This is a genomic window from Pengzhenrongella sicca, from assembly GCF_017569225.1.
Taxonomy (GTDB): Bacteria; Actinomycetota; Actinomycetes; order Actinomycetales; family Cellulomonadaceae; genus Pengzhenrongella; species Pengzhenrongella sicca.
In genome coordinates, this window is sequence record NZ_CP071868.1 from 831,884 (window position 1) to 855,043 (window position 23,160).

The following is a 23,160-nucleotide window of genomic DNA, read 5'->3' on the forward strand; positions in this document are numbered from 1 at the left end:
TTCGAGATACGCCCGTCGCTAGAGACACGCCCGTCAGCGCGGAGGGCTCGTCGAGCCGCGGACGACGAGCGACGTCGGCAGGCGGATGTGGGTCTGCTCGACGGGGGTGCCGTCCATGAGGGCGAGGAGCATCGTGATGCCCGCCGCGCCCATCTCCTGCAGCGGCTGGTGCACGGTCGTGAGCGGGGGAGTGGTGCGGCTGGACTCGGGCACGTCGTCGAATCCCGCGACCGACAGGTCTCCCGGCACGTCGAGGCCGAGCTCCCGGGCCACGTCCATCGTGCCCATCGCGGACAGGTCGTTGGCGGCGAAGATCGCCGTCGGCCGGTCGGGGAGGGACAGCAGCGCCGCGGCGGGCGCGCGCACGGAGTCCCTGCGGTAGTCGCCGACCCGGATGAGCTCGGGGTCGGCCGCGATCCCGGCCTCGGCGAGCGCGTGCCGGAACCCCGCCTCGCGCAGGCGCGCGGACTCCAGGTCGGCGCGCCCGGCCATGAAGCCGATGCGCCGGTGGCCCAGCTCGATCAGGTGCGTCGTCGCGAGGAACGCGCCGGTGAAGCTGTCGGAGTCGACCATGGGCAGCCCGGCCGGGCCGGCGTGCGGGTCGATCGACACGAGCGGCACCCCCGGGTCGGCGTCGACGACCGACGGCGTCACGATGAGCGCGCCGTCGATCAGGGTGCCGCTCAGGCGGGACAGCGAGCGCCGCTCCCAGCCGGCGCCGCGGCTCTGCCGGCTGCCGGTGTAGGCGAGCAGCTCGTAGTCGGTGTCGGCGAGCGCGGCCGCGGTGCCCTTGAGGATCTCGGCGCTGAACGGCTCGAACTCGGCCACGAGCACGCCGATGACGTGCGTGCGGTGCGAGCGCATGCTGCGCGCGACCAGGCTCGGCTCGAAGTTCAGCTCCCGCACGACCTCGCGCACCCGCGTCGACGTGGCGACGGCGATGCCGTACCGGCCGTTGATGACCTTGGAGACCGTGGACACGGAGACGCCCGCAGCGAGGGCGACGTCGGTGATCGTCGCTCGTCGGGCCATGGTCCAAGCGTAGCGTGAGGAAAACGTTATCGATATCGATTGACGCGCGCGCATCGCTCTGCCAGAGTGGCGCTTGCTTACCCCTGTCGACGACGACCAGGAGTTCAGTGCGCGAGAGCCGGTGGTCGTAGCGGTCCGTGGTTCGTCCCGATCTGGGGCACCTTTCATTCTGCAACTCGACGAAGAGGACAGATCTCATGAAGGCTAGGAAACTCCTGGCGGTCTCTGCCGCCATGGTGATGGGTGCGGCGGGCCTGACGGCCTGTGGCGGCGGCGGCGACGACGGCGGTTCCGCCAGCGGCGACGTCGAGATGACCCTCTGGCACAACTCCACCACCGGTCCCGGCAAGGCGTACTGGGAAGACATGGTCAGCGCCTTCGCAGCCGAGAACGCGGGCGTGACCATCAAGCTCCAGGCGATCCAGAACGAGGACATGGACGGCAAGCTCCAGACCGCCCTGAACTCGGGCGATGCGCCCGACCTGTTCATGGCGCGCGGGGGCGGCAAGCTGAACGCCGTCGTCGAGGCCGGTCAGGCGCAGCCGCTGACGATCGACGACGCGACGCGCACGGCGGTCGGCGACGCGGCGTTCAGCGCCTTCACCATCGACGACGAGGTCTACGGCATGCCGATGTCGATCCTCCCCGGCGGCATCTACTACAGCAAGGACCTGTTCGCGCAGGCCGGCATCACCGAGCTGCCCACGACGATCGAGGACCTCGAGGCCGTGGTGGAGCAGCTCAAGGCCGCCGACATCGCCCCGATCGCGCTCGGCGCCAAGGACGCGTGGCCCGCCGCGCACTGGTACTACTTCTTCGCGCTGCGCGCCTGCTCGCAGGAGACCCTGGACGCGGCCACGGCCGAGATGACGTTCGACGACCCGTGCTGGACGAAGGCGGGCGACGACCTCGCGGCGTTCTCCGCGACGGAGCCGTTCAACGAGGGCTTCCTGACCACCTCCGCCCAGCAGGGCGCGGGCTCGTCGGCCGGACTCCTGGCCAACCACCAGGCGGCCATGGAGCTCATGGGTGCCTGGGACCCGGGAGTCATCGCGTCCCTGACGCCGGACGAGAAGTCGCTGCCCGACCTGGGCTGGTTCCCCTTCCCGACGGTGAGCGGCGGCGAGGGTGCCGAAGGCGCGATGATGGGCGGCCTCGACGGCATGTCCTGCTCGAAGGACGCCCCGGCGGAGTGCTCGGAGTTCCTGAACTTCCTCATGACGCAGGAGAACCAGGAGGCCTACGCCACGGCCTTCCAGACGCTTCCCGCGAGCCAGGACGCTCAGGCCGTCGTCACCGACCCGGCCCTCAAGGACGTGCTGGCGACGTACAACGAGGCGCCCTACGTCTCGCTGTGGCTCGACACGCTCTACGGCCAGAACGTCGGCAACGCGCTGAACGCCGGCGTGGTCAACCTGCTCGCGGGCGAGGGTGACTCGGACGCGATCGTGCAGGGCGTCGTCGACGCGGCCGCGAAGGAGTAGCTGCTCACCATGAGTGACACCTTGGGCGAGGGCAAGCTCGCCGTTTCGCCGTCGCCCGAGGCGTCCGTGACGGGTGGGGACGGTGCCCGCAAGGCACCGTCCCCGGCCCGCCGGGCCAGCGGGCCGGACTGGCGCAAACGCTTCGAGATCGCGCTCCTGACGGGGCCGGCGATCATCATGTTCGTCGCCTTCGTGATCTTCCCGGTCGTGCTCGCCGCGTACTACGGGTTCTTCAAGTGGAAGGGCTTCGGGCCTCCTACCGAGTTCGTGGGGCTCGAGAACTACCTGACGATCTTCCGGGACAGCACGTTCCAGGACGCGCTCCAGCACAACGCCGTCATCGTGGTGCTGTCCCTGGTCCTGCAGGGCCCGGCGGCGGTGCTGCTCGCGCTCCTGCTGAACCAGAAGATGCGCGGCCGGTCCCTCGTACGGGTGCTGATCTTCGTGCCGTACGTCGTGTCGGAGGTGATCGTCGGCACCGGCTGGAGCCTCATGCTCCAGACCAACGGCGCCGTCAACGACCTGCTGACCAAGGCGGGGCTGCCGGACTGGACCGTCGACTGGCTGTCCGACCCGAACATCGCCATCTGGTCGCTCATGCTCATCATCACGTGGAAGTACATCGGGTTCGCCGTGATCCTCTTCCTTGCCGGGCTGCAGTCCATCCCGGAGGAGCTGTTCGAGGCGGCGGCGATCGACGGCGCCACCTACTGGCAGACGCAGCGCCGCATCACCCTGCCGCTGCTCGGCCCGACGATCCGGATCTGGGCGTTCCTGTCGATGATCGGCGCGCTGCAGCTGTTCGACCTCGTCTACATCATCTGGGGCCAGTACGTCGCGGCCACGGCCGGGACGTCGACGATGGCCACCTACATGGTGGTCAACGGTCGCAACGCGGGGAACTACGGCTTCGGCAACGCCGTCGCGGTCGTGCTGTTCCTCATCTCGCTCGTCATCGCGCTCACCTACCAGCGGTTCGTGCTCAAGCGCGACACCGAGGGTGCCCTCACGGAAGGAAAGAAGTGATGGCGACCACGACCGCCCCGCCGCTGAGCCCGACGACTTCCCGCCTGGCGGGCACCCGCAAGCGGCCCAGCCTGGGCCGCGCGAGCTGGGCCACCTACCTCATCGCGTTCACGCTGGTGGGCATCTGCATCGGCCCGGTGCTGTACATCATCATCGGCGGTTTCCGGACGAACGCGGAGATCACCACGAACCCGGCCGGATGGCCGTCCACGTGGCAGTTCGTCAACTACTCCGAGGTCCTGGAGAGCTCGATCTTCTGGCGCCAGGTCGCCAACTCGGTGATCTGCGGCGTCTTCACGACCCTCGGCGTCGTCGTCCTCGGCGTCGCGGCCAGCTACGTGCTCGCGCGCTACAACTTCTCGGGACGCGGCGCGATGTACGCGCTGTTCGCGGCCGGCCTGATGTTCCCGATGACCGTCGCGATCACCCCGCTGTACATCATGATCCGGGGCCTGGGCCTCAGCGACACCCTCGCCGGCATCATCCTGCCCCAGATCGCCTTCGCGCTCCCCGTCACGATCATCATCCTGGTGCCGTTCCTGCGGGCCATCCCCAAGGAGCTCGAGGAGGCCGCGGCGATCGACGGCGCGAGCCGGCTCGGGTTCTTCTTCCGGATGGTGATCCCGCTGTCGATCCCCGGGGTCGTGACCGTCGGCATCCTGGCGTTCATCGCGAGCTGGAACAGCTACATGCTCCCGCTGTTCATCCTCAACAACGAGACGATGTACACCCTCCCGCTCGGCGTGCAGGCGTTCGCGTCGCAGTACTCCGTGGACACCGCCCGGGTGCTCGCGTTCACGTCCCTGTCGATGATTCCCGCGCTGGTGTTCTTCTCGCTGTTCGAGCGCCGGATCGTCGGCGGCCTGAGCGGTGCGGTCAAGGGCTGAGCGCGCGCCCGTAGTCCGCAGCACGACACCCAAGCGTCACGAAGAAGGAGAACTGCCCCGTGGTCGACGCCGTCACCGCCATGCCCGACGTGTCCGAACGCGTGCGCGCGCTCCACGCGCAGATGTCGCTCGAGGAGAAGCTGGCCCAGCTCGTGGGCTACTGGCTCGACCAGAACGGCACCGTCGCGCCGATGCAGTCCGAGATGGCCGCCGGCCAGCCGGAGTCCGGCGCGCTCAGCGAGGTGACGCGGCACGGCGTCGGGCACTACACGCGGGTGTACGGCACTCGGCCCGTCGACCCCGCCGAGCGCGCGGCCTGGCTGTGGACGGAGCAGCGCCGGCTCAAGCGGGAGACGAGGCTCGGCATCCCCGCGCTCGTGCACGAGGAGTGCCTCACGGGCCTCGCCGCCTGGCAGGCCGCGACGTACCCGACGCCGCTCGCGTGGGGCGCCTCGTTCGATCCTGAGCTGGTGCACGACGCCGCGCTCGCGATCGGCGACTCGATGCGCCAGCTCGGCATCCACCAGGGCCTGGCCCCGGTGCTCGACGTCATCCGGGACCCGCGGTGGGGGCGCGTCGACGAGTGCATCGGCGAGGACCCGTACCTGGTCGCGACCGTCGGGACGGCCTACGTCCGCGGGCTGCAGGAGGCGGGCGTGCACGCCACGCTCAAGCACTTCGTCGGCTACTCGGGGTCCAAGTCCGGGCGCAACCACGCGCCCGTCAGCGCCGGCCCGCGCGAGATCGCCGACGTCTTCCTGCCGCCGTTCGAGATGGCGATCCTCGAGGGCGGCGCCCGGTCGGTCATGAACTCCTACGCCGACATCGACGGCGTGCCGATGGCCGCGAACACCGAGTACCTCACCTCGATCCTGCGCGGGCGGTGGGGCTTCGACGGGGTGGTCGTGGCCGACTACTTCGCGGTCGCGTTCCTGCAGGTCATGCACGCGATCGCGGCCGACCGCGGCGAGGCCGCCGCCCTCGCGCTCGAGGCCGGCATCGACGTCGAGCTGCCGACCGGGGACGCCTACCTGCAGCCGCTGGCCGACCGGATCCGGGCGGGGGCGCTCGACGAGGCGTACGTCGACCGGGCCGTGCTGCGCGCGCTCGCGCAGAAGGAGGAGCTCGGGCTGCTCGACCCCGACGCGTTCGAGGGCGAGCCGCCCGCGGCGATCGACCTCAACTCCCCGCTGCACCAGGGGCTGTCCCGGCGCCTCGCCGCCGAGTCGGTCATCCTGCTCTCGAACGACGGCCTGCTGCCGTTGAACCGGTGGACCGACGCGCCGGCGCGGGTCGCCGTCGTCGGCCCGAACGCCCACCGCGCGCAGGCGCTCATGGGCTGCTACTCCTTCGCCAACCACGTGCTCGCGCACCACCCCGACCTGCCCCTGGGCTTCGAGATCCCGACGGTGCTCGAGGGCTTCGGCGCGGCCTTCGACGCCGAGTACGCCGGCGCGGCGCCCGAGCTCGTGTTCGCACCGGGTTGCGCGGTCGAGGGCGACGACACGTCCGGGTTCGCCGCCGCCGTCGACGCCGTCCAGGGCTGCGACGTCGCCGTCGTCGTCGTGGGCGACCAGGCCGGCCTGTTCGGCCGCGGCACGGTGGGGGAGGGCAACGACTCCGAGTCGCTCGAGCTCCCGGGCGTGCAGCGGCAGCTCGTCGAGGCGCTGGTCGCGACCGGCACCCCGGTCGTGCTCGTGGCGTTGACCGGCCGCCCGTACGCGCTCGGCTGGGCGCTCGACGGCGCGGGCGCGCGGCCGGGCGCGGTCGTGCAGGCGTTCTTCCCGGGCGAGGGCGGCGGCCTCGCGGTCGCGGACGTCGTCACCGGGCTCGTCAACCCGTCCGGTCGGCTGCCCGTGTCGCTGCCGCGCTCGACTGGCTCGCAGCCGTACTCCTACCTGCACCCCATCCTCGGCGGGCCGTCCGACGTGACGTCCACCGACTCGACGCCGCAGCGCCCGTTCGGGTTCGGGCTGTCGTACGCCCAGTTCGCGTACGCGGACCTCGTGGTGGACGCGGCCGTCACGTCCCGGGGCACGTTCACCGCCGCCGTGACCGTGACCAACACGGGCGACGTCGCGGGCACCGACACCGTCCAGCTGTACGGGCACGACGTCGTCGCCACGATCACGCGGCCCGTCGTGCAGCTGCTCGGCTACGCGCGGGTCGAGCTCGAGCCCGGCGCGTCGAGCCGCGTCACGTTCGAGGTCCCCACGACCCGGTTCGCGTTCTCCGACCGCCGCATGGTGCGGATCGTCGAGCCCGGCGAGGTGGAGGTGTGGGTCGCCTCGCACGCCGCGGCCTCGCCCACCGGCACAGGCGCGAAGGAGTCGACCGGCGGCGTGATCTCGAACGGCCGGGCGACCGAGCGGCGCGCGATCCCGGGGACGGCGACGGCCCGCGCCGTCGTCACGATCACGGGAGAGGTGCACGAGGTCACGATCGACGACCGGCGCTCGGTCGAGGTCAAGGTCATCGCGTCGTGACGACCGTCCGCAACCCGGTCCTGCCGGGCTGCTACCCGGACCCGAGCATCTGCCGCGTGGGCGACGACTTCTACCTCGTCACGTCGACGTTCGAGTACCTCCCGGGGCTGCCGCTCTTCCACAGCGTCGACCTGATCAGCTGGGAGCAGCTCGGCCACGTCATCGACCGGCCCGGCCAGCTCGACTACGACGGGATCGCGTCCTCGGGCGGGCTGTACGCCCCGACGCTCCGCCACCACGACGGCGTCTTCTGGCTGGTCTGCACCCTGGTCGACCAGGCCGACGCCACGCGCGGCGGCAACTTCCTCGTGACGGCGACCGACCCGGCGGGGCCGTGGTCCGATCCGGTCTGGCTCGATGTGGACGGTATCGACCCGTCGATCTTCTTCGACGACGACGGCCGGGTGTGGGTGCACGGCACGCGCCTGGTCAGCGAGCCGCAGTGGCATGACCAGACGCAGGTCTGGGTGCGCGAGCTCGACCCGGCGACGAAGGCGCTCGTCGGCCCCGAGCACGTGATCTGGAACGGGGCACTGCTGGGCGTCGTCTGGGCCGAGGCCCCGCACCTGTACAAGGTGGGCGGCACCTACTACCTCCTCGCGGCCGAGGCCGGCACCGAGTTCCACCACGCCGTCTCCGTCGCCCGCGCCGACGCCGTGACCGGGCCGTACGTGGGCAACAAGGGCAACCCGATCCTCACGCACCGCCACCTCGGGCGCGGGAGCGACGTCATCGGCGCCGGGCACGCGGACCTCGTCGAGGCGGCCGACGGCAGCTGGTGGGCGGTGCTGCTCGCGATGCGCCCGTACGGCGGCTACCACTACAACCTCGGCCGGGAGACGTTCCTCCTGCCGGTCGTCTGGGAGGCCGGCTGGCCGGTGTTCGCCCCGGGCGTCGGGCGGATCCCCGCCGACGTCGAGGTCCCGTTCGCGGGAGCCGCTCGCCCGGGCGCGGCGCAGGGCGGGGAGTCCGGGGTGGTCCGCCCCGACGACCTGAGGTGGACCTCGCTGCGCCGGCTGGCGTCCGAGTTCGCGACGCCGAGCGGCGACGGGTGGGACCTGGCGCTGCGACCGAGCACGCTGGCCGAGCCGGTCACGCCGGCGTACCTCGCGCTGCGCCAGCAGCACGTCGACCTGGACGTGCGCGCGACGGTCCGGGTGGACCTCGCGGCCGGCGAGGAGGTCGGCCTCGCGGTGCGCCAGTCGGAGGACGACCACGTGCGGCTGTTCGTCACCCGCACCGGCGAGCACGGGCGCACGGCCGTGGCGGTGCACCGCCGCGGCGGCGCCGACATCACGCTCGGCGAGCTGCCGCTCGCGGGCGAGGCGGGCGACGCCGTGACCCTGACGGTGCAGGCCCGCGGGCAGGACTACGCGCTGCTGGTCGCGACCGGGGGCGCCGAGCCCGGCGTCGTCGCGGTGGCCGACGGCCGCGCGCTCGACAGCGTGTCCACCGGCGGCTTCCTGGGCCTGTGGATCGGGGTGTACGCGACCAGCAACGGGCGCCCCACCCAGACGATCGCGCACGTCGACAGCGTCGAGTACCTGCCCGTCGTGGCGTAGCCGCCCCGACCCGACCTCAGCGGCGCGGCGCGAGGAACCAGGTGGTGATCGCGGCGGCGGCGAGGATCGCGGCGCCGAGCCACAGCGCGGTGCCGACGCCGGCCGCGAAGGCCGCGCGGGCGGCGTCGGCCAGCGCGGCCCCCTGGTCCCCGAGGTCGGCCGCCACGCCGAGCGCGGCCGCCGCGCCCGCGCTGGTGGGACCGGCGGCGTCGGCGGGGATCGAGCCGAGGGCGGGCGCGATCTCGGCCCGGTAGGTGCTGATCAGGGCGCTCGACAGGACGGCGATGCCGAGCACGCCGCCGACCTCCCGGGTGATGTCGTTGACGGCGCTGGCCACCGAGCGACGCTCGGCCGGCAGCCCCTCGAGGATCAGCACGGTGCCCGGGGTGACCGCGAGGCCGAAGCCGGCGCCGAAGACCAGCAGCCCGGCGGCGAGCAGCCACGGCGAGGCGAGCTGCCCCGGGGCGTCGGCCCGGCCGAGGGCCGCGGCGAGCAGGACGAACCCGGCGGCCATCGCGAGCAGGCCGCCGGTCCCCGGGATCCGGGCGCCGACCCGCCGCAGGGCACTGGGGGCGAGCGCGGTCCCGGCCCCGACGCCGAGGCCGATCACGAGCAGGGCGAGCGCCGCCTCCAGCGGCGACAGGCCCCGGACGAGCTGCAGGTACTGCGGGGCCAGCACGAACAGGGCGAGGGAGGCGAAGAACTGCAGGCTCACGAGCAGGGACCCGGCCGCGAGCCCGCGGTTGCGGAACAGCCGCACGTCCAGGGCGGGCGCCGCGCTGCGGAGCTCGTGCCGGACGAAGCCCGCGAGGGCGAGGGCGCCGACGCCGAGCGCGGCGATCGTCGTCGGATCGCCCCAGCCGCGCTGCGGCGCCTCGATCACCCCGTAGACGAGCCCCGCGAGCGCCACGACGGCCCAGGCCGCCCCGAGGGGATCGAGCGAGAGGGTCGGGTCCCGCCGCTGGGCGACCAGCACGGCGACCGCCGGCACGAGCGCGAGCGCCGCGACGCCGAAGGCGATCTGGATGCTGCCCCACCAGAAGGCCTCGAGCAGCAGCCCCGCGACGATCGTGCCGGCGACGGCCCCGGCGGCGCTGACCCCGGACCACACGGCGACGGCGAAGCCGCGGCGGCTCTCGGGGTAGGCGTCGACGAGCGCCGACAGCGTGACCGGGAAGACGGCGGCCGCGCCGACGCCGGCCAGCGCGCGGAGCCCGATCAGCCACGCGGGATCGGGCGCGAAGGCCGAGGCGATGCCGGCGCCGCCGAACACGAGCAGGCCGCCGATGAGCAGGTTCCGGCGGCCCGCGCGATCGGCGGCGATCCCGGCCGGGAGCAGGAGCGCGGCGAACGTCAGGGCGTAGGCGTCGATGATCCAGGTGAGCTCGCCCTGGTCGGCGCCCAGCGCCCGCGCGACGTCGGGCAGCGCGATCGCCAGCGCCGAGTTGCCCGCGACCACGAGCGCGAGCGCGGCGCACAGCACGACGAGCAGGGCGCGCAGCCTGCCGGGGGTCTGGAGCGACGGGGTCGCGACGCCTGGGTGCACGGTCATGTCCTTCTCCAATGTCTCGCTTGCCGAGTCTCTCCGTTACGGAGCGAATTAGGAGATAGTGTTGCTCCGTGACGGAGCGATGGCAAGAGGGGCGACCCGGGGAGCGTGACGGCGAGGCGCTCGGGGACGCGACGGAAGCGCTCGAGCGCTCGCGGCTGCGGGCACCGGAGGTGTCGTGGGCCCTGCGCGAGGTGAACCGCGCCGCGGCCGACGTCGACCACGAGCTCGCCGGCCGGCTGGACCTGCGGGCCCTCGACTACACCGCGATGGGACACCTCATGGGCGCGCCGGCGACGCTCGGCCCGGCCGAGCTCAGCGCGAGGCTGGGCATCTCGACCGGATCCGGCACGGAGCTCGTGGACCGGCTCGAGCGCGCCGGCCACCTGCGTCGACGCCGCAACGACCGCGACCGGCGCCGGGTCGGTCTCGAGCCGACCGAGTCGGCGGTGGCGGACATCCTCGGCGAGCTCGGTCCGCTCTTTGCCGCGCTCGACGCGCTCGCCGAGGACTTCAGCCCCGAGGAGCAGGAGGTCATCGCGCGGTACCTGCGGTCCGCCGCACAGCGGATGCGGGCCTTCGGCGCCGCCGGTGGCTCGACCGCGCCGCAGCGGGGCGACCGCCTGTAGGACGTGGCGGGCCTGCACGCTCGCGAGGGTCGTGTCGATCGTGATCGTGAGCACGATGTCTCATGTCGGCTCGCCCCGCTGCCGATATCGCAGGGGTGACCCTTCCCCCGGACGACGCCCCGCGATCGGCCAGCGGGCGCGTGCCCCGGTGGGTGCGCGACGAGCGGGCCGGGCGGCCGACGCCGGTGACCGAGTGGCGGGAGTCGAACCTCAGCTCGCGCCCGGCTCGACGGCGGCGCTCGGCCGGGCGGCGGCGGCTGCGCACCCGGGGCTCGTCCCGCGGGCCGCGGCAGTACCCGGCCGCCCAGGCGCCGTCGTCGGCCCGGGGGCTCTCGCCCCGGCGCCAGCGCCTGCAGCCGTTCCTCGTCGCGTTCGTGGTGCTCGTGGCCGTCGCCGGCCTCGGGGCGAACGCGTACGAGCGGAACCCGCACTGGTTCGAGACGATCCTCGCCGCCGTGCCGACGAGCGCGGACCTCGCGGACCACCTGCCGGCCGAGACCCTGGCCGACCTGGCCGATCGGACGTCTCCCCCGCCCGGGGTCGAGGAGCAGGCCGCCCGGCTGGCGCCCGCCCCGGTGATCGCGGCGCCGAGCAGCCAGTTCACGTTCACAGCGACGCAGGTGACGGCGGACGGGCGCACAGTCCCCGTGGGTTGGTCGCCCTGCCGCCCCGTGCACTACGTCGTCAACCCCGCGGGCGCCCCGGAGGACTTCGCGGACCAGGTCGTCCTCGCGATGTCCGACCTGTCGGCCGCGACCGGGCTGACGTTCATCGCCGACGGCGTCACGGACGAGCCGCCGGCCGCGCCGCGCACGTACTTCCAGCCGGACCGGTATGGCGATCGCTGGGCGCCGGTGCTGATCGCCGTCAGCACCGAGCAGGCGCTGCCTACGCTCGCCGGGGACGTCGCCGGCGTCGGCGGGTACGTCAGCGTCAGCGACCCGGCGACGGGCCTGAGCACCGCGGTCACGGGCGACGTCTACCTGGACGCGGCGATCCTCGGCGAGAGCGACCCCGAGGGCGGGCCCGCGTACCCGCCGGTGCTGCGGCACGAGCTCGGGCACCTCGTCGGGCTCGGGCACATCGAGGACCCGACCCAGCTGATGAACCCCACGACCGGCGCCGTCACGACGTACCAGGGCGGGGACCTGGCGGGCCTCGCCCAGGTGGGCGCCGCCGAGTGCGCCCCGGGCGTCTGACGACGCGAGCGGCCGGCGCTTAGCCGGCCAGGGCGCGGACGCTCTCGATCGTGTCCGCCTCGGCGGCGCTCTTGTCGTCGCGGTAGCGCAGCACGCGCGCGAACCGCAGCGCCAGGCCGCCGGGGTACCGGCTCGAGCGCTGGACGCCGTCGAACGCGACCTCCACCACCTGCTCGGGGCGCAGCCGGACGGTCCAGCCGTCGTCGTCCGTAGCAAGCTCGCCGAACCGCTGCGTCTGCCACGCGAGCATCTCGTCCGTCATGCCCTTGAACGTCTTGCCGAGCATCACGAACCCGCCGCCCGCCGCGTCGCGGGCGCCGAGGTGGATGTTCGACAGCAGCCCGACCCGCCGCCCGGAGCCGCGCTCGACGGCGAGCACGACGAGGTCGAGCGTGTGCCGCGGCTTGACCTTGACCCAGGCGCCGCCGCGCCTGCCTGCCTCGTACGGCGCACCGGCGTCCTTGACGATCACGCCCTCCTGGCCGGCGGCGACCCAGCGGGTGAACGCCGCCTGAGCCGCGGCGTCGTCGACGGCGTGGACCCGCTCGACCACGTGCCCGCCCGCGACGGCGTCGAGCGCCGCGAGCCGCTCGACCAGGGGTGCCGTCATGAGGTCGCGGCCGTCGAGGTGCAGCACGTCGAAGAAGAACGGGCTGAGAGCGGTGCCGGCGGCCAGCCCCGCGTCGCTGGTGGCGCTCCGCGCGGCCGTCTCCTGGAACGGCCGGGGGCGGCCCGCCGCGTCGAGGGCGAGCGCCTCGCCGTCGAGCACGACCGAACGCACCGGCAGGGCCAGGGCGACGGCGACGATCTCGGGCACACGCGCCGTGATGTCGTCGAGGCTCCGGGTGAACACGCGCACGTCGGACCCGTCGCGGTGCACCTGGATCCGGATCCCGTCCAGCTTGGCGTCGACGACGACCGGCCGGCCCCCGAAGCCGCCGACGGCGGTCGCCACGTCCGGCGCCGCGGCGGCCAGCATCGGGCGGACGGGCCGGCCGACGGTCAGGGTGAACGCGCCCAGCGCCGCGAGCGCCCGGTCGGGCGTGCCCGCCGCGAGCGCGGCGGCGGCGACGGTCTCGGTGGACCCCGTGAGCATCGCGGCGCGGCGGACGGCGTCGGCGGGGACCCCGGCCGCCTCCGCGACCGCGTCCAGCAGCAGCGCGTCGAGGGACCCCTGGCGCAGCTCGCCGGTGACGAGGCCGCGCAGCAGCTGCTGCTCGGGCGCGGTCGCCGCCGCGAACAGCTCCGCGGCGAGCGCGGACCGGGCGGCGGCCGAGCCGGGGCCCGCGAGCTGCGCCATCCGCTCGAACGCGGCGTCGACCGCGAGCACCTCGAGGGTCGGCTCGGCGGCGGGTGCGGGCAGCGCGGCGAGCGAGCGCCAGCCGAGCCCGGTCCGGCGCTGGCGCAGCTCGCCGGCGAGGTAGCGGGCGACGACCGGCACCTCTGCGGGCGCAGTCCGGCGTAGCAGCTCGACCAGCAGCGCGCGCTTCGCGAGGCGCGAGCGCGTCGCGGCGAGCGCGGCCGAGGTGGCGGCGAGGTCGGCGAGCACGGGTCAGGCGCCTGTGGGTCCGGGGTCCCACCACGGCGCCGACCGTCCGGGTGGGCGCGTCAGGAGGTCCTGCACCGCGCCGATGAGGGTCGTGCGCGCCGCGGCCGGGTCGCCGAGGTAGGCGGCGACCATCGCGCCGTCGCGCAGCGCGGTCCAGCGGCGGCAGGCGTCGGCGGGGTCGGGGTGGCCCGCGCGGCTCAGCGCTTGCGTCACCGAGACCTCCAGCCACTCGCGGTGGGCCAGGATCGCGGTGCGGACGCCGCTGGTCGGGTCGGGGTACTCGGCGGCAGCGTTGATGAAGGCGCAGCCGCGAAAGCCCGGTGCGCACAGCTGGTCCGCGAGCTGCGCGGTCAGGTGGGTCAGCCAGCGAGCCGCGCCGACGGCGTCGGCCGGATCCGCGGGAAGCCCGCCCGCGCGCTCGCGGGTCGTGCGGTCGACGCCGTCGAGGTAGGCCACGACGAGGGCCTCCTTGGACGGGAAGTGGCGGTAGAACGTCGCGCGCGTGACCGAGGCCTGGGCGATCACCCGGTCGACGCCGACCCCGCGCAGGCCCTCGGCGTAGAACAGCGCCGACGCGGCCCGGAGCAGGCGGTCCCGGGCCGGTGAGGGGCGCGCGGGTGCGGGGCGCGCGGGTGGTGCCGTGGTCGCCGTCGGCGGGGTGCGCGTCGTCGTCGCGGGCGGGGTCATGTGATGAACGGTAGCCGCGACTCGACTTGACGTCCTGCGCCGCGGCGTGTCCACTGGACCATGGTAGAACGACCGTTCTATCTACCATTCTCATCCCTGCTCCTGGAGGCTCCTGTGTCTGCTGTCTACACCGCTGTCGCAACCGCAACCGGCGAGGGCCGCGACGGCCACACCCGGTCCTCGGACGGCCTCGTCGACCTCGACCTGGCGGTGCCGAAGGAGATGGGCGGCGCGGGTGGGGCCACCAACCCGGAGCAGCTCTTCGCCGCCGGGTACGCCGCGTGCTTCCACAGCGCGCTCAAGATGGTGGCGCGGAGCGCCGGGGTGTCGTTCACGGACTCCGCCGTCACGGCCGAGGTCGGCATCGGCCCGAATGGCGAGGGTGGCTTCGCGCTCGAGGTGACGCTGCGCGTCGAGCTCGGCGGCATCGACCAGGCCGCGGCCGACCGTCTCGTCGAGGCCGCGCACGGCGTGTGCCCGTACTCCAACGCGACCCGTGGCAACGTCCCGGTCGTGCTGGAGACCGTCGTCGGCTGACCCGAGTCCAGCCCTGCCCCCGCCCCGGCCCGCCCCTCCACCCGCCCCGCCCGCGACGAGGTCGCACTCGGCGGGTACGGGGTGGGCGGTTCGGGCGGCGGGCTCCGGGTGCGGATGCCGGGGTGCGGTGCGAGTCTTGGCGCATGCTTCGACCCCTTCCCCGCGGACCCGTCAGCGCCGCCGTTCTCTCGCTCATGACCGCGCCCCCGCGCGCGGGGTTCCCCGCCGCGCGGGACCTCCGGGACCTGGTCGACCTCGTCGAGGAGGCGGTCCGGGCGACCGTGGACCTGCTGACCAACGACGACCTCCAGCTCACCCTGTTCTGCCTGTACGAGCTGCACTATCGCGGGTTCGAGGACGTCGACGACGACTGGGAGTGGTCGCCCGAGGTGCTCGCGCTGCGCGGGCACCTCGAGGTCGCGTTCGAGGCGGCCCTACGCCGGCAGGCGCGCCCGACCGAGCCCGTGGCGCCGGACGCGAGCGCCGTCGCCGCCGCGCTCTTCGCCCTGACGGGGGCCGACGGCGGCCCTGGCCTCGCGCGGTACGTCGCCAAGAAGGCGACGGCGATCCAGCTCGACGAGCTGTTGATCCACCGGTCGATCTATCAGCTCAAGGAGGCGGACCCGCACACGTGGGCGATCCCGCGTCTCGCCGGCCGGCCGAAGGCCGCGCTGGTGGAGATCCAGGCCGACGAGTACGGCGGCGGCGACCCCGAGCGCATGCACGCGGCGCTGTTCGCGCAGACCATGCGCGGCGTCGGGCTGGACGACGCGTACGGCCACTACATCGAGCGGCTGCCCGCGATCACGCTGGCCTCGCTCAACGCGATGTCGCTGTTCGGGCTGCACCGGCGGCTGCGCGGCGCCGTCGCCGGTCACCTCGCCGCGTTCGAGATGACGTCCTCGCACCCGAACCGGCTCTACGGCAACGGCCTCCGTCGCCTGGGGCACGACGCGGGCACGACCGCGTACTTCGACGAGCACGTCGAGGCCGACGCCGTGCACGAGCAGATCGCGGGCCGTGACCTCGCGGGCGCGCTGGCCGAGGACGAGCCGGACCTGCTCGAGGACATCTTCTTCGGCGCCGCGACGTGCCTCGCGCTCGACGACGCCGTCGCCCGGCACCTGATGACCGCGTGGACGGCGGGCGAGTCCTCGCTGCGGCCCCTGCCGGAGCACCGGGTCGAGCGCGCCGGCGAGCTGGCGGGCGCCCGGTGAGTGGCGTCACCGGCCGGCCCGTGACGATCGTGGCGTGCCCGGACGGGCCGCTGCTGGTCCGCGGCGACGCCCTCCTCGTCGATGCGGCCGGGGTGCCGATCCCGCGCCGCCGCGCGACCGTCGCGCTCTGCCGGTGCGGTGCGTCGGCGATCGCGCCCTTCTGCGACGGCAGCCACAAGTTCACCGGCTTCACCACTGGGGCGAGCGCGGGGGCTTCGGCCACCGGGGCGCCAGCGGCCCGCGAGGCCGCGGCGCCGTCGTGCTGACCGTCACGCGCGACCTGGACTGCGCGCCGGACGCGGTGCTGGAGGTCCTGGCGGACGGCTGGACCTACGCGACGTGGGTCGTGGGCGCCTCCCGCCTGCGCGGCGTGGACCGGAGCTGGCCGGCTCCCGGGTCGCGGATCGCGCACTCCGTCGGCTGCTGGCCCGCGGTGCTCGACGACGTGACGACCGTGCGCCGGTGGGACCCCTCCGCCGGGATCGAGCTCCAGGCGCGTGCGTGGCCCGCCGGGGAGGCCCGAGTGCGGATCGACGTCGCGGCGCGAGCGGGTGGCGGCGCTCGGGTGCGGATCTCGGAGGACGCCGTGCGCGGTCCGGGCACCCTCGTGCCGAGGCCGCTGCGCGCCGCGCTGCTCGCGCCCCGCAACACCGAGACGCTGCGGCGCCTGGCGATGCTCGCCGAGCGTCGGCCGACGCCGGGTGGTGACCGCTCGTAGCTCAGCGGGCCTGGAGCTCACGCTCGCGGGCGGCGATCCGTCGCCTCGGGCGCCGGCCGTCAGCGGCGGCGGGCGGTCGGGTGAGCGCCAGGCGGGTCGCCCACCGCCGCGAGGGAGACATCACCGCCCAGTTGACGGCGAGCGTGTGGAACGCCCGGGCCCACCGGACCCGCCCTGCGGGACCGCCCTGCAAGGAGCGGCCGGACACCTCGACCGTGAGCGTCGGGTCGTAGCGGATCCTCGACGTCGGCCCGAGCGTGAACGCGAGGTCGAAGTCGTCGTGCAGGTGCGCGTCCCCGCGGTGCACGGTGTCGGAGACGCCGTGCCACGAGGTCGCCCGGATCGCCATGTTCGAGCCCCAGAGCGTCGGGTGGGCGAGTGCCGCGTGCGCCGCGACGTAGTACGAGCGCAGATAGAGGCGGCCGACGACGGCGGCCCGCCACGTCGCGACGTCGTAGAAGGTGCCGCCTCCCGTCAGCGCGTCGAGGTCGTCGTCGGCGGCGAACTGCGCCCGGACCCGGCCGAGCCAGTCCGGCGGGGCGAGCGTGTCGGCGTCGCACCGCAGGATGATGGCGCCGAGCGCGGCGTCGTACCCGGTCGACGCCGCGGCGGCGATCCCCGGCCGCGGCTCGACGACCACGCGTGCGCCGTGCCTGCGGGCCACCTCCGCGCTGTTGTCCCGGCTGCCGTTGTCCACGACGACGATCTCGAGGGCGAGCACGTCCTGTCGAGCGAGGAAGCTCAGCGCCCGGTCGAGGAGCACCGCATCGTCCTTGACGGGAATCACGACCGAGACGGACAGCGGTGCCGGGAGGTCGGCGGGCAGGGGGGCAGGACGCACGGAACCTCCAGGGAGCGGCAAGCGGCTGCTCATCGTCCGGTGCGGGCGGGGGACCTGCAACCGGGCGGCGCTCCCGGGGAGTTCAGTCGAGCCGGCGCGCTCAGTCGAGGTAGTCGCGCAAGACCTGCGACCGGCTCGGATGGCGCAGCTTCGACATCGTCTTGGACTCGATCTGCCGAATCCGCTCGCGCGTCACGCCGTAGACCCGGCCGATCTCGTCGAGCGTCTTCGGCTGGCCGTCGGCCAGCCCGAACCGCATCGAGACCACGCCCGCCTCGCGCTCGGACAGGGTGTCGAGCACCTGGCCGAGCTGGTCGCGCAGGAGGCCGAAGTTGACCGCGTCGATCGCGACGACGGCCTCGGAGTCCTCGATGAGGTCGCCGAACTGGCTGTCGCCCTCCTCGCCGAGGGGAGTCTGCAGCGAGATGGGCTCGCGGCCGTACTTCTGGACCTCGATGACCTTCTCGGGGGTCAGGTCGAGCTCGGCGGCGAGCTCCTCGGGCAAGGGGTCGCGGCCCAGGGACTGGAAGAGCTGGCGCTGGGCGCGGGCCAGCTTGTTGATGACCTCGACCATGTGCACCGGGATGCGGATGGTGCGGGCCTGGTCGGCCATGCCCCGCGTGATCGCCTGCCGGATCCACCAGGTGGCGTACGTGGAGAACTTGAAGCCCTTGGAGTAGTCGAACTTCTCGACGGCCCGGATCAAGCCGAGGTTGCCCTCCTGGATGAGGTCGAGGAAGAGCATCCCGCGGCCGGTGTACTTCTTGGCGATCGACACGACGAGGCGCAGGTTCGCCTCGAGCAGGTGCGTCGACGCCCGCTGCCCGTCGGCCGAGATGACCTGCAGCTCGCGCCGGGTCGGCCCGGCGTACTCCAGGGCGCCCGTGAGGATCTGGTCGGCGAAGAGCCCAGCCTCGATCCGCTGCGCGATCTCGACCTCCTCCGCGGCGGTCAGCAGCCGAACCCGGCCGATGACCTTGAGGTAGTCCTTGACCGGGTCGCTCGTCGCGCCGGCGGTGAAGATCACGGCGGCGGGGGCGTCGTCCTCGCTCGAGGTGAGGAAGTAGCTGCCGTCACCGATCGAGACGGCCTCGGCGGGTGCGGCGGAGTCTGCTGCCGTGGTTGCGTCGGTCGCGGTAACCGGGACCGTCGCGGTGGCCGGGACCGTCGCGGTGGCCGGGTCGGCCGCGGAGGTCGCGTCTGCTGCGGAGGTCGCGTCTGCTGCCGAGGCGGGGGTCGAGGCGGAGCGTGAGTTCGAGGTTGAAAGCGTCGTGGTCGTGCTCATTCGGAGAAGTCCCTCTCATGCAGGCGCCGAGCATCGGTGGTCGGAGGGTTGACGCACACGCCTGCCACCGAGCTGCCATTGGAGCTTCGGCGACCGTGAAGTTGCCGAGCTGGGGTGTCGGTCGCAGACCCCGGTCTGCCTGACCGGGCCGCAATGCGAACGCCATTGTAGTCGAGGCCGCGGGTGAGCGAGGGCTGTGGTGCGTGGTTCGGGTGTCAGTAGCTCGTCGTATCGTAGAACACATGTTCGAGTGAGGTGCCGGAGAGGGCACCACCGATGGCGATGGCGATGGCGATGGCCCGGCGATGGCCAGGCGAATGGGACGAGGGTGAGCGGATGTCGGCGGAACAAGCATCAGCGGGTGGCCCTGGCACCTGCGGGATCGTGGGCGGTATGGCGGTGGCGGTGCGGTTGTCCGCCGCGATGGCCAGCCTGGTGGGGCTGTCGCTGACGGGGGTCGTCGCGGCTGTGCTGCGGGCCGAGGCCGCGCGGCAGTCTGCGGCGTGGTTGACGGTCGCCGCCGAGGCGGCGCAGGTCGAGCTGACGCAGGCCTTGGAGGTCGCGAGGGCAGCGACGCTGGCCGCGCTGGCGCACCAGTTCGAGTTCGCGCAGACGCTCGATGAGCACGCTCCGAACGCGGCGCTGGTCGGCGTTCTCGAGGGCATCGACCTGGCCGCCGCGCACGACGCGGTGCTCATAGAGGCAGCCGCCGGCTGGGAGCGGATCACGTCGCTCGCCGCGGCCCGGCAGGCGGAGGTTCTCGCCGAGCTGGCGCGACGTCGGGAGGCGGCTCGGCTGGGGGAGTTCACCGGGGACGAGGTCGCGGCGCGGATGGCCCTGACCCGTTCGGTCGCCGAGGCGAAGATCGAGCTCGGCCTCGCCTTAGCCGAGGCCCCCGCGGTGCACGCGGCGCTCGTCGCGGGCGTGATCGACCACCGCAAGGCCACGGCGCTGGTGAGCGGCGTCGCGCACCTGGACACCGCCGCCGCGGCGACCGTCCTGGACGCGGTCCTGGATGCCGCGCCGAGCCTGACGGTGCCGGCGTTGAAGGCGAAGATGCGCCGGGTCGAGCTGACGGTGAACCCGAAGGCCGTCGCCGAGCGGGCCGCGCGGGACATCGCGGACCGGAACGTGCGCATCACGCCCGCGGCCGGGGCGATGGCGTGGCTGACCGCGTTCTTGCCCGCGGACGCCGCGATGACGGTGTTCACCGCGATCGACGCGCTCGCCGCGTCCGCGGACCCGGCCGACCCCCGGGGAGTCGACGCCCGTCGCGCCGACGCACTGACCGACGTGTGCGCGCACGTCCTCACCCATGGGGTCACACCCGACGGCACCCCGATCACGACGGAGCAGGGCCGGCGCCCGCACCTGCAGGTCGTCGCGGCCGCGACCACCCTGCTCGGTCTGGACGAGGTGCCGGGGGAGCTGGCCGGGTACGGCCCGATCCCCGCCGACATGGTCCGAGCGATCGCGGCCGACGCGACCTGGCGGCGGATCTTCACCGATCCGGCGACTGGGCACCTGACCGGGATCGGGCCGAGGGGCTACCGCCCGGGCGCGGATCTGACCGCGACGGTGCTGGCCCGCGACCTGACCTGCACCTTCCCCGGCTGCCGGATGCCCGCCTGGAAGTGCGACCTGGACCACCGGGTCGCCTTCGACCACGACGAGCCCGGCGACTCCCAGACGACAGAAGAGAACGTGCACTCCCTGTGCCGCCACCACCACCGGCTCAAGACGTACGGCGGCTGGACCGTGATCCGCGACGCGGCCACCGGCGACACGTTCTGGTTCACGCCGACGAACCATCGGTACAGGCGACCGAACACGGCCTTCACCGATGATCCGCGGTTGCCGCCCGATCCGCCCGATTCGATCGACGGCGCCCCGGTGGCGAGTCCCCGTCACGAACCGGACGCAGGCGAGCCGCCCTTCTAGCCAGACGGCGTCGCCCAGGTGGCGCGGGCGCCTTGGCGCGCTGGTGCGCTGGCGTCTTGGTGCGCGAGCGCCAGCGGCTCAGGCGCCGAGCGAGTCGTACTCGGTTCGGGACCTGCGGATGTCGGCGAAGTGCTCGATGGACCAGTCCTCGAGCACCTTCAGCGGCGCGCGCAGCGACTGGCCCGCCTCGGTCAGCCGGTAGTCGACGCGGACAGGGACCTGCAGATAGGCGGTCCGGGTCAGCAGCCCGTCGCGCTCCATCGCGCGCAGGGTCTGGGTCAGCATCTTCTGCGAGATCCCGTCGACGCTGCGCAGCAGCTCCGAGAACCGGCGGGTCTCGTCGGCGAGCGCGCCGACGATGAGGACGGTCCACCGATCGCCGATGAGGTCGAGGATCCGGCGCGTTGGGCAGCCCTGCAGGTAGGGATTGAGCTCGGGCTCCAGCGAGTGCATCGGGTCGGTCTGCGATGAGTGCGTCGGGTCGGTCATCCCCGCCGCGTCCGACGATCTCGTCGTGGCCATGCGTCCCCACCGATTCTGGTTACCAGAAAGTGCCTACTTACCAGTAGAGAGTAACTCTCGTACGGTGAGAGCGGAAGTACCCATCCTCTGTGGAAAGAAGACCGCTCATGGCTCGGATCGTTGTTCTCGGTGGCACCGGCTACACCGGATCACACCTCGTGCGTGCGGCCGCGGCGCGCGGCCACGAGGTCACGTCGTACAGCCGGACGGCGCCCGCGGCGCCAGTCGCCGGCGTTCGCTACGAGACCGGGTCGATGACCGACGAGGCCGAGCGCGAGCGCGCCGTCGCCGGTGCAGACGTGGTCGTCGCGGCCCTCGCGCCGCGCGGCGCGCTGGAGCACGGCCTGCCCGGCATCTACGCCCGGCTCGGGGAGCTCGCGGCCGACGCCGGGGCGAGGTTCGGCGTCGTCGGCGGCTTCAGCTCGCTCCGGCCGGCCGACGGCGCGCCGCGCATCGCGTACGGCGACGACATGCCGGCGGAGTACGCCGCCGAGGGGCTGACGATGGCGACCGTGGTCGACGAGCTGATCAGCTCGGCGCCGGCGAGCCTCGACTGGTTCTTCGTCAGCCCGGCCGCGACCTACGGCGCGCACGTGCCCGGTGAGGCGACCGGCGCGTATCGCACCGGAACCGACACGGTGCTCGTCGACGCCGACGGCGAGTCCGCGGTGTCCGGCGCGGACTTCGCCGTCGCGATCCTCGACGAGATCGACCGGCCCGCGCACCACCGCGCGCAGTTCGCCGTCGCCTACTGACCGCGCGGTCACCCGGCGGCGTCGGTGGCGACGGGCGACGTCGCCGGCGCCGGCTTCGGCGCGAACCGCCGCGCGACGCCGGCCACCGGCGCGAGCAGCACGAGCGGCAGCAGGAACGCGATCGCGAGCCCGGGGCCGTTCGAGATGAGCCCGACGACGACGGCGCCCAGCACGGCCCCGGCGTAGTTGAACAGGTTCACCCGGGCCACGACCTCGTCCACCCGGTCGGGCGCGAGCTCACCCGCGGCGGAGAAGGCGAGCGGGACGAGCGCGCCGACGCCCACGCCGACCAGCGCGAAGCCCCCGATCGCGGCGAGCGGCGTGGGCAGGAGCGCGACCGGCACGAAGCCGAGCGCGCCGACGGCGGCGGCGATGGCGGCCACGCGGGCCCGTCCCGAGCGGTGCACCCACCGGTCGGCGACGATGCGGGTCACCAGGATCGCCGCCTGGTAAGCGGCGTACCCGAGCGGGACGACCGCCGCCGACGCCCGGAGCGAGTCGTCCAGGTAGATCGAGCTCCACGTGCTCACGGCCGAGTCGGCGACGAAAGCGACGAGCACGACGCCCCCGAACAGCCAGATGCCCCGCAGCGGGAGCGCCGCGCGCGCCGGCGCGACGGCGGCCCTGCCGGACACCTCGGCCCTGCCGGACACCTCGGCCTTGCCGGACACCTCGACGACGCCGGGCTGGTGCGGCACGAGCCGTCGGCGGCCGAACCAGCTCGCGCCGGCGAGCACGGCACCGGCGACCAGGAGCGCCCAGTTGGCCGTCCCGGGGCGGGCGGCGAGCGCCGACATGGCCAGCGCCGCGACGATCGCGGCCGCGGTGTACAGGGCAAAGAACGAGCTCATCACCGGGCGGCCGAGGGCCCGCTGGGCGAGCACACCCTGGATGCCCGACGCGGCGTCGACCATCCCCAGGCCCAGGCCGTACGCCGCGAAGCCGGCGAGGAACGCGACGGGCGCGGTGCCGGTCGCCACCAATGCGACGGCGACCGCCTGCGTCGCGAGCCCGAGCCCGACCGCCGTCCGGCTGCCACGCCGCGTGGCGAGCTGCTCCGCGACGACCGACCCCGCGGCGGCGGCCACGCAGACCAGCAGGACGATGAGCGAGACCGCCGTGTCGTCGATCCCCTGCCGGTCCTTGAGGGCGGGCAGGGCCGTCACGACCGTCGCGTACCCGAAGCCCTGCGCGGCGTACGTCGCGCCGATCGCGAGCCGCGCCGTCGCCGGCGGGTCGTTGGTCGCCACGCCG

21 protein-coding genes are annotated in these 23,160 nt (G+C 73.7%); 13 read left to right on the top strand and 8 right to left on the bottom strand.

Annotation, left to right across the window (positions count from 1 at the left end):
• Positions 1-33: 33 nt before the first annotated feature.
• On the bottom strand, positions 34-1,032 hold the full coding sequence (locus tag J4E96_RS03695; protein WP_227424443.1) for a LacI family DNA-binding transcriptional regulator: 999 nt from the start codon (positions 1,030-1,032) through the stop codon (positions 34-36).
• 197 nt (positions 1,033-1,229) lie between these two features.
• On the opposite strand from J4E96_RS03695, the gene J4E96_RS03700 reads away from it, so the two are divergent.
• From J4E96_RS03700 to J4E96_RS03720, 5 genes are all read left to right on the top strand, one after another.
• Positions 1,230-2,516 (top strand): extracellular solute-binding protein, encoded by a 1,287-nt coding sequence (locus tag J4E96_RS03700; protein ID WP_227424444.1) that lies wholly within the window; start codon positions 1,230-1,232, stop codon positions 2,514-2,516.
• 9 nt (positions 2,517-2,525) lie between these two features.
• A complete protein-coding gene (locus tag J4E96_RS03705) occupies positions 2,526-3,542 on the top strand; it encodes a carbohydrate ABC transporter permease (RefSeq protein WP_227424445.1) in 1,017 nt (338 codons plus the stop codon).
• On the top strand, positions 3,542-4,429 hold the full coding sequence (locus J4E96_RS03710) for a carbohydrate ABC transporter permease (RefSeq protein WP_227424446.1): 888 nt from the start codon (positions 3,542-3,544) through the stop codon (positions 4,427-4,429). The genes J4E96_RS03705 and J4E96_RS03710 overlap by 1 nt, the downstream gene beginning before the upstream one ends.
• Before the next feature lie 80 nt (positions 4,430-4,509).
• Positions 4,510-6,915: a beta-xylosidase/alpha-l-arabinosidase gene (locus J4E96_RS03715; RefSeq protein ID WP_227425651.1), complete on the top strand. Its 2,406-nt coding sequence runs from the start codon at positions 4,510-4,512 to the stop codon at positions 6,913-6,915.
• Entirely contained in the window at positions 6,912-8,477 is a 1,566-nt protein-coding gene (locus tag J4E96_RS03720) for a glycoside hydrolase family 43 protein (protein ID WP_227424447.1), read from the top strand. Before J4E96_RS03715 ends, J4E96_RS03720 begins: the two co-directional genes overlap by 4 nt.
• A 16-nt stretch (positions 8,478-8,493) precedes the next feature.
• On the opposite strand, the gene J4E96_RS03725 is transcribed toward J4E96_RS03720, so the two are convergent.
• A complete protein-coding gene (locus J4E96_RS03725) occupies positions 8,494-10,029 on the bottom strand; it encodes an MFS transporter (protein ID WP_227424448.1) in 1,536 nt (511 codons plus the stop codon).
• A gap of 68 nt (positions 10,030-10,097) precedes the next feature.
• Here J4E96_RS03725 and J4E96_RS03730 point away from each other — a divergent pair, with 68 nt between their 5' ends.
• A complete protein-coding gene (locus tag J4E96_RS03730) occupies positions 10,098-10,655 on the top strand; it encodes a MarR family winged helix-turn-helix transcriptional regulator (protein WP_227424449.1) in 558 nt (185 codons plus the stop codon).
• Positions 10,656-10,750: 95 nt separating this feature from the next.
• Positions 10,751-11,854, top strand: coding sequence for a M10 family metallopeptidase domain-containing protein (locus J4E96_RS03735; protein ID WP_227424450.1), 1,104 nt, complete (start codon positions 10,751-10,753; stop codon positions 11,852-11,854).
• A 19-nt stretch (positions 11,855-11,873) separates the two neighbouring features.
• Here J4E96_RS03735 and J4E96_RS03740 read toward each other — a convergent pair whose 3' ends face one another.
• Together J4E96_RS03740 and J4E96_RS03745 are read right to left on the bottom strand one after the other, a co-directional pair.
• Entirely contained in the window at positions 11,874-13,403 is a 1,530-nt protein-coding gene (locus J4E96_RS03740; protein WP_227424451.1) for an ATP-dependent DNA ligase, read from the bottom strand.
• 3 nt (positions 13,404-13,406) lie between these two features.
• Positions 13,407-14,090, bottom strand: coding sequence for a TetR/AcrR family transcriptional regulator (locus J4E96_RS03745; RefSeq protein WP_227424452.1), 684 nt, complete (start codon positions 14,088-14,090; stop codon positions 13,407-13,409).
• Between the two features lie 114 nt (positions 14,091-14,204).
• On the opposite strand from J4E96_RS03745, the gene J4E96_RS03750 reads away from it, so the two are divergent.
• The 4 genes from J4E96_RS03750 (at position 14,205) to J4E96_RS03765 (ending at position 16,562) form a co-directional block, all read left to right on the top strand.
• Positions 14,205-14,627: an organic hydroperoxide resistance protein gene (locus tag J4E96_RS03750; RefSeq protein WP_227424453.1), complete on the top strand. Its 423-nt coding sequence runs from the start codon at positions 14,205-14,207 to the stop codon at positions 14,625-14,627.
• Positions 14,628-14,770: 143 nt separating this feature from the next.
• Entirely contained in the window at positions 14,771-15,844 is a 1,074-nt protein-coding gene (locus J4E96_RS03755) for an iron-containing redox enzyme family protein (protein ID WP_227424454.1), read from the top strand.
• Positions 15,841-16,110: a CDGSH iron-sulfur domain-containing protein gene (locus tag J4E96_RS03760; protein ID WP_227424455.1), complete on the top strand. Its 270-nt coding sequence runs from the start codon at positions 15,841-15,843 to the stop codon at positions 16,108-16,110. The genes J4E96_RS03755 and J4E96_RS03760 overlap by 4 nt, the downstream gene beginning before the upstream one ends.
• Complete coding sequence (locus tag J4E96_RS03765; protein WP_319637733.1) at positions 16,104-16,562, top strand: SRPBCC family protein; 459 nt, start codon at positions 16,104-16,106, stop codon at positions 16,560-16,562. Before J4E96_RS03760 ends, J4E96_RS03765 begins: the two co-directional genes overlap by 7 nt.
• Before the next feature lies 1 nt (position 16,563).
• On the opposite strand, the gene J4E96_RS03770 is transcribed toward J4E96_RS03765, so the two are convergent.
• A complete protein-coding gene (locus J4E96_RS03770) occupies positions 16,564-17,403 on the bottom strand; it encodes a glycosyltransferase family A protein (protein ID WP_227424456.1) in 840 nt (279 codons plus the stop codon).
• Between the two features lie 100 nt (positions 17,404-17,503).
• Positions 17,504-18,688: an RNA polymerase sigma factor gene (locus tag J4E96_RS03775; protein WP_227424457.1), complete on the bottom strand. Its 1,185-nt coding sequence runs from the start codon at positions 18,686-18,688 to the stop codon at positions 17,504-17,506.
• A 393-nt stretch (positions 18,689-19,081) separates the two neighbouring features.
• On the opposite strand from J4E96_RS03775, the gene J4E96_RS03780 reads away from it, so the two are divergent.
• Positions 19,082-20,629 (top strand): HNH endonuclease signature motif containing protein, encoded by a 1,548-nt coding sequence (locus tag J4E96_RS03780; protein ID WP_227424458.1) that lies wholly within the window; start codon positions 19,082-19,084, stop codon positions 20,627-20,629.
• Positions 20,630-20,707: 78 nt separating this feature from the next.
• On the opposite strand, the gene J4E96_RS03785 is transcribed toward J4E96_RS03780, so the two are convergent.
• The gene (locus J4E96_RS03785) at positions 20,708-21,151 is read right to left on the bottom strand and encodes a winged helix-turn-helix transcriptional regulator (protein ID WP_319637734.1); all 444 of its coding nucleotides are present in this window, start codon (positions 21,149-21,151) and stop codon (positions 20,708-20,710) included.
• A gap of 107 nt (positions 21,152-21,258) precedes the next feature.
• Here J4E96_RS03785 and J4E96_RS03790 point away from each other — a divergent pair, with 107 nt between their 5' ends.
• Positions 21,259-21,906, top strand: a complete 648-nt coding sequence (locus J4E96_RS03790) for an NAD(P)-dependent oxidoreductase (RefSeq protein ID WP_227424459.1) — start codon at positions 21,259-21,261, stop codon at positions 21,904-21,906.
• 8 nt (positions 21,907-21,914) lie between these two features.
• Here the strand turns inward: J4E96_RS03790 and J4E96_RS03795 are convergent, their stop codons facing one another.
• Positions 21,915-23,156 (bottom strand): MFS transporter, encoded by a 1,242-nt coding sequence (locus J4E96_RS03795; protein WP_227424460.1) that lies wholly within the window; start codon positions 23,154-23,156, stop codon positions 21,915-21,917.
• Positions 23,157-23,160 lie beyond the last annotated feature (4 nt).

Excerpts from the sequence above, each read along its gene's own strand:
- J4E96_RS03695 (WP_227424443.1), bottom strand. The coding sequence starts at position 1,032 with ATGGCCCGACGAGCGACGATCACCGACGTCGCCCTCGCTGCGGGCGTC.
- J4E96_RS03700 (WP_227424444.1), top strand. The coding sequence starts at position 1,230 with ATGAAGGCTAGGAAACTCCTGGCGGTCTCTGCCGCCATGGTGATGGGT.
- J4E96_RS03705 (WP_227424445.1), top strand. The coding sequence starts at position 2,526 with ATGAGTGACACCTTGGGCGAGGGCAAGCTCGCCGTTTCGCCGTCGCCC.
- J4E96_RS03710 (WP_227424446.1), top strand. The coding sequence starts at position 3,542 with ATGGCGACCACGACCGCCCCGCCGCTGAGCCCGACGACTTCCCGCCTG.
- J4E96_RS03715 (WP_227425651.1), top strand. The coding sequence starts at position 4,510 with ATGCCCGACGTGTCCGAACGCGTGCGCGCGCTCCACGCGCAGATGTCG.
- J4E96_RS03725 (WP_227424448.1), bottom strand. The coding sequence starts at position 10,029 with ATGACCGTGCACCCAGGCGTCGCGACCCCGTCGCTCCAGACCCCCGGC.
- J4E96_RS03745 (WP_227424452.1), bottom strand. The coding sequence starts at position 14,090 with ATGACCCCGCCCGCGACGACGACGCGCACCCCGCCGACGGCGACCACG.
- J4E96_RS03755 (WP_227424454.1), top strand. The coding sequence starts at position 14,771 with ATGCTTCGACCCCTTCCCCGCGGACCCGTCAGCGCCGCCGTTCTCTCG.
- J4E96_RS03775 (WP_227424457.1), bottom strand. The coding sequence starts at position 18,688 with ATGAGCACGACCACGACGCTTTCAACCTCGAACTCACGCTCCGCCTCG.
- J4E96_RS03780 (WP_227424458.1), top strand. The coding sequence starts at position 19,082 with ATGGCGGTGGCGGTGCGGTTGTCCGCCGCGATGGCCAGCCTGGTGGGG.
- J4E96_RS03785 (WP_319637734.1), bottom strand. The coding sequence starts at position 21,151 with ATGGCCACGACGAGATCGTCGGACGCGGCGGGGATGACCGACCCGACG.
- J4E96_RS03790 (WP_227424459.1), top strand. The coding sequence starts at position 21,259 with ATGGCTCGGATCGTTGTTCTCGGTGGCACCGGCTACACCGGATCACAC.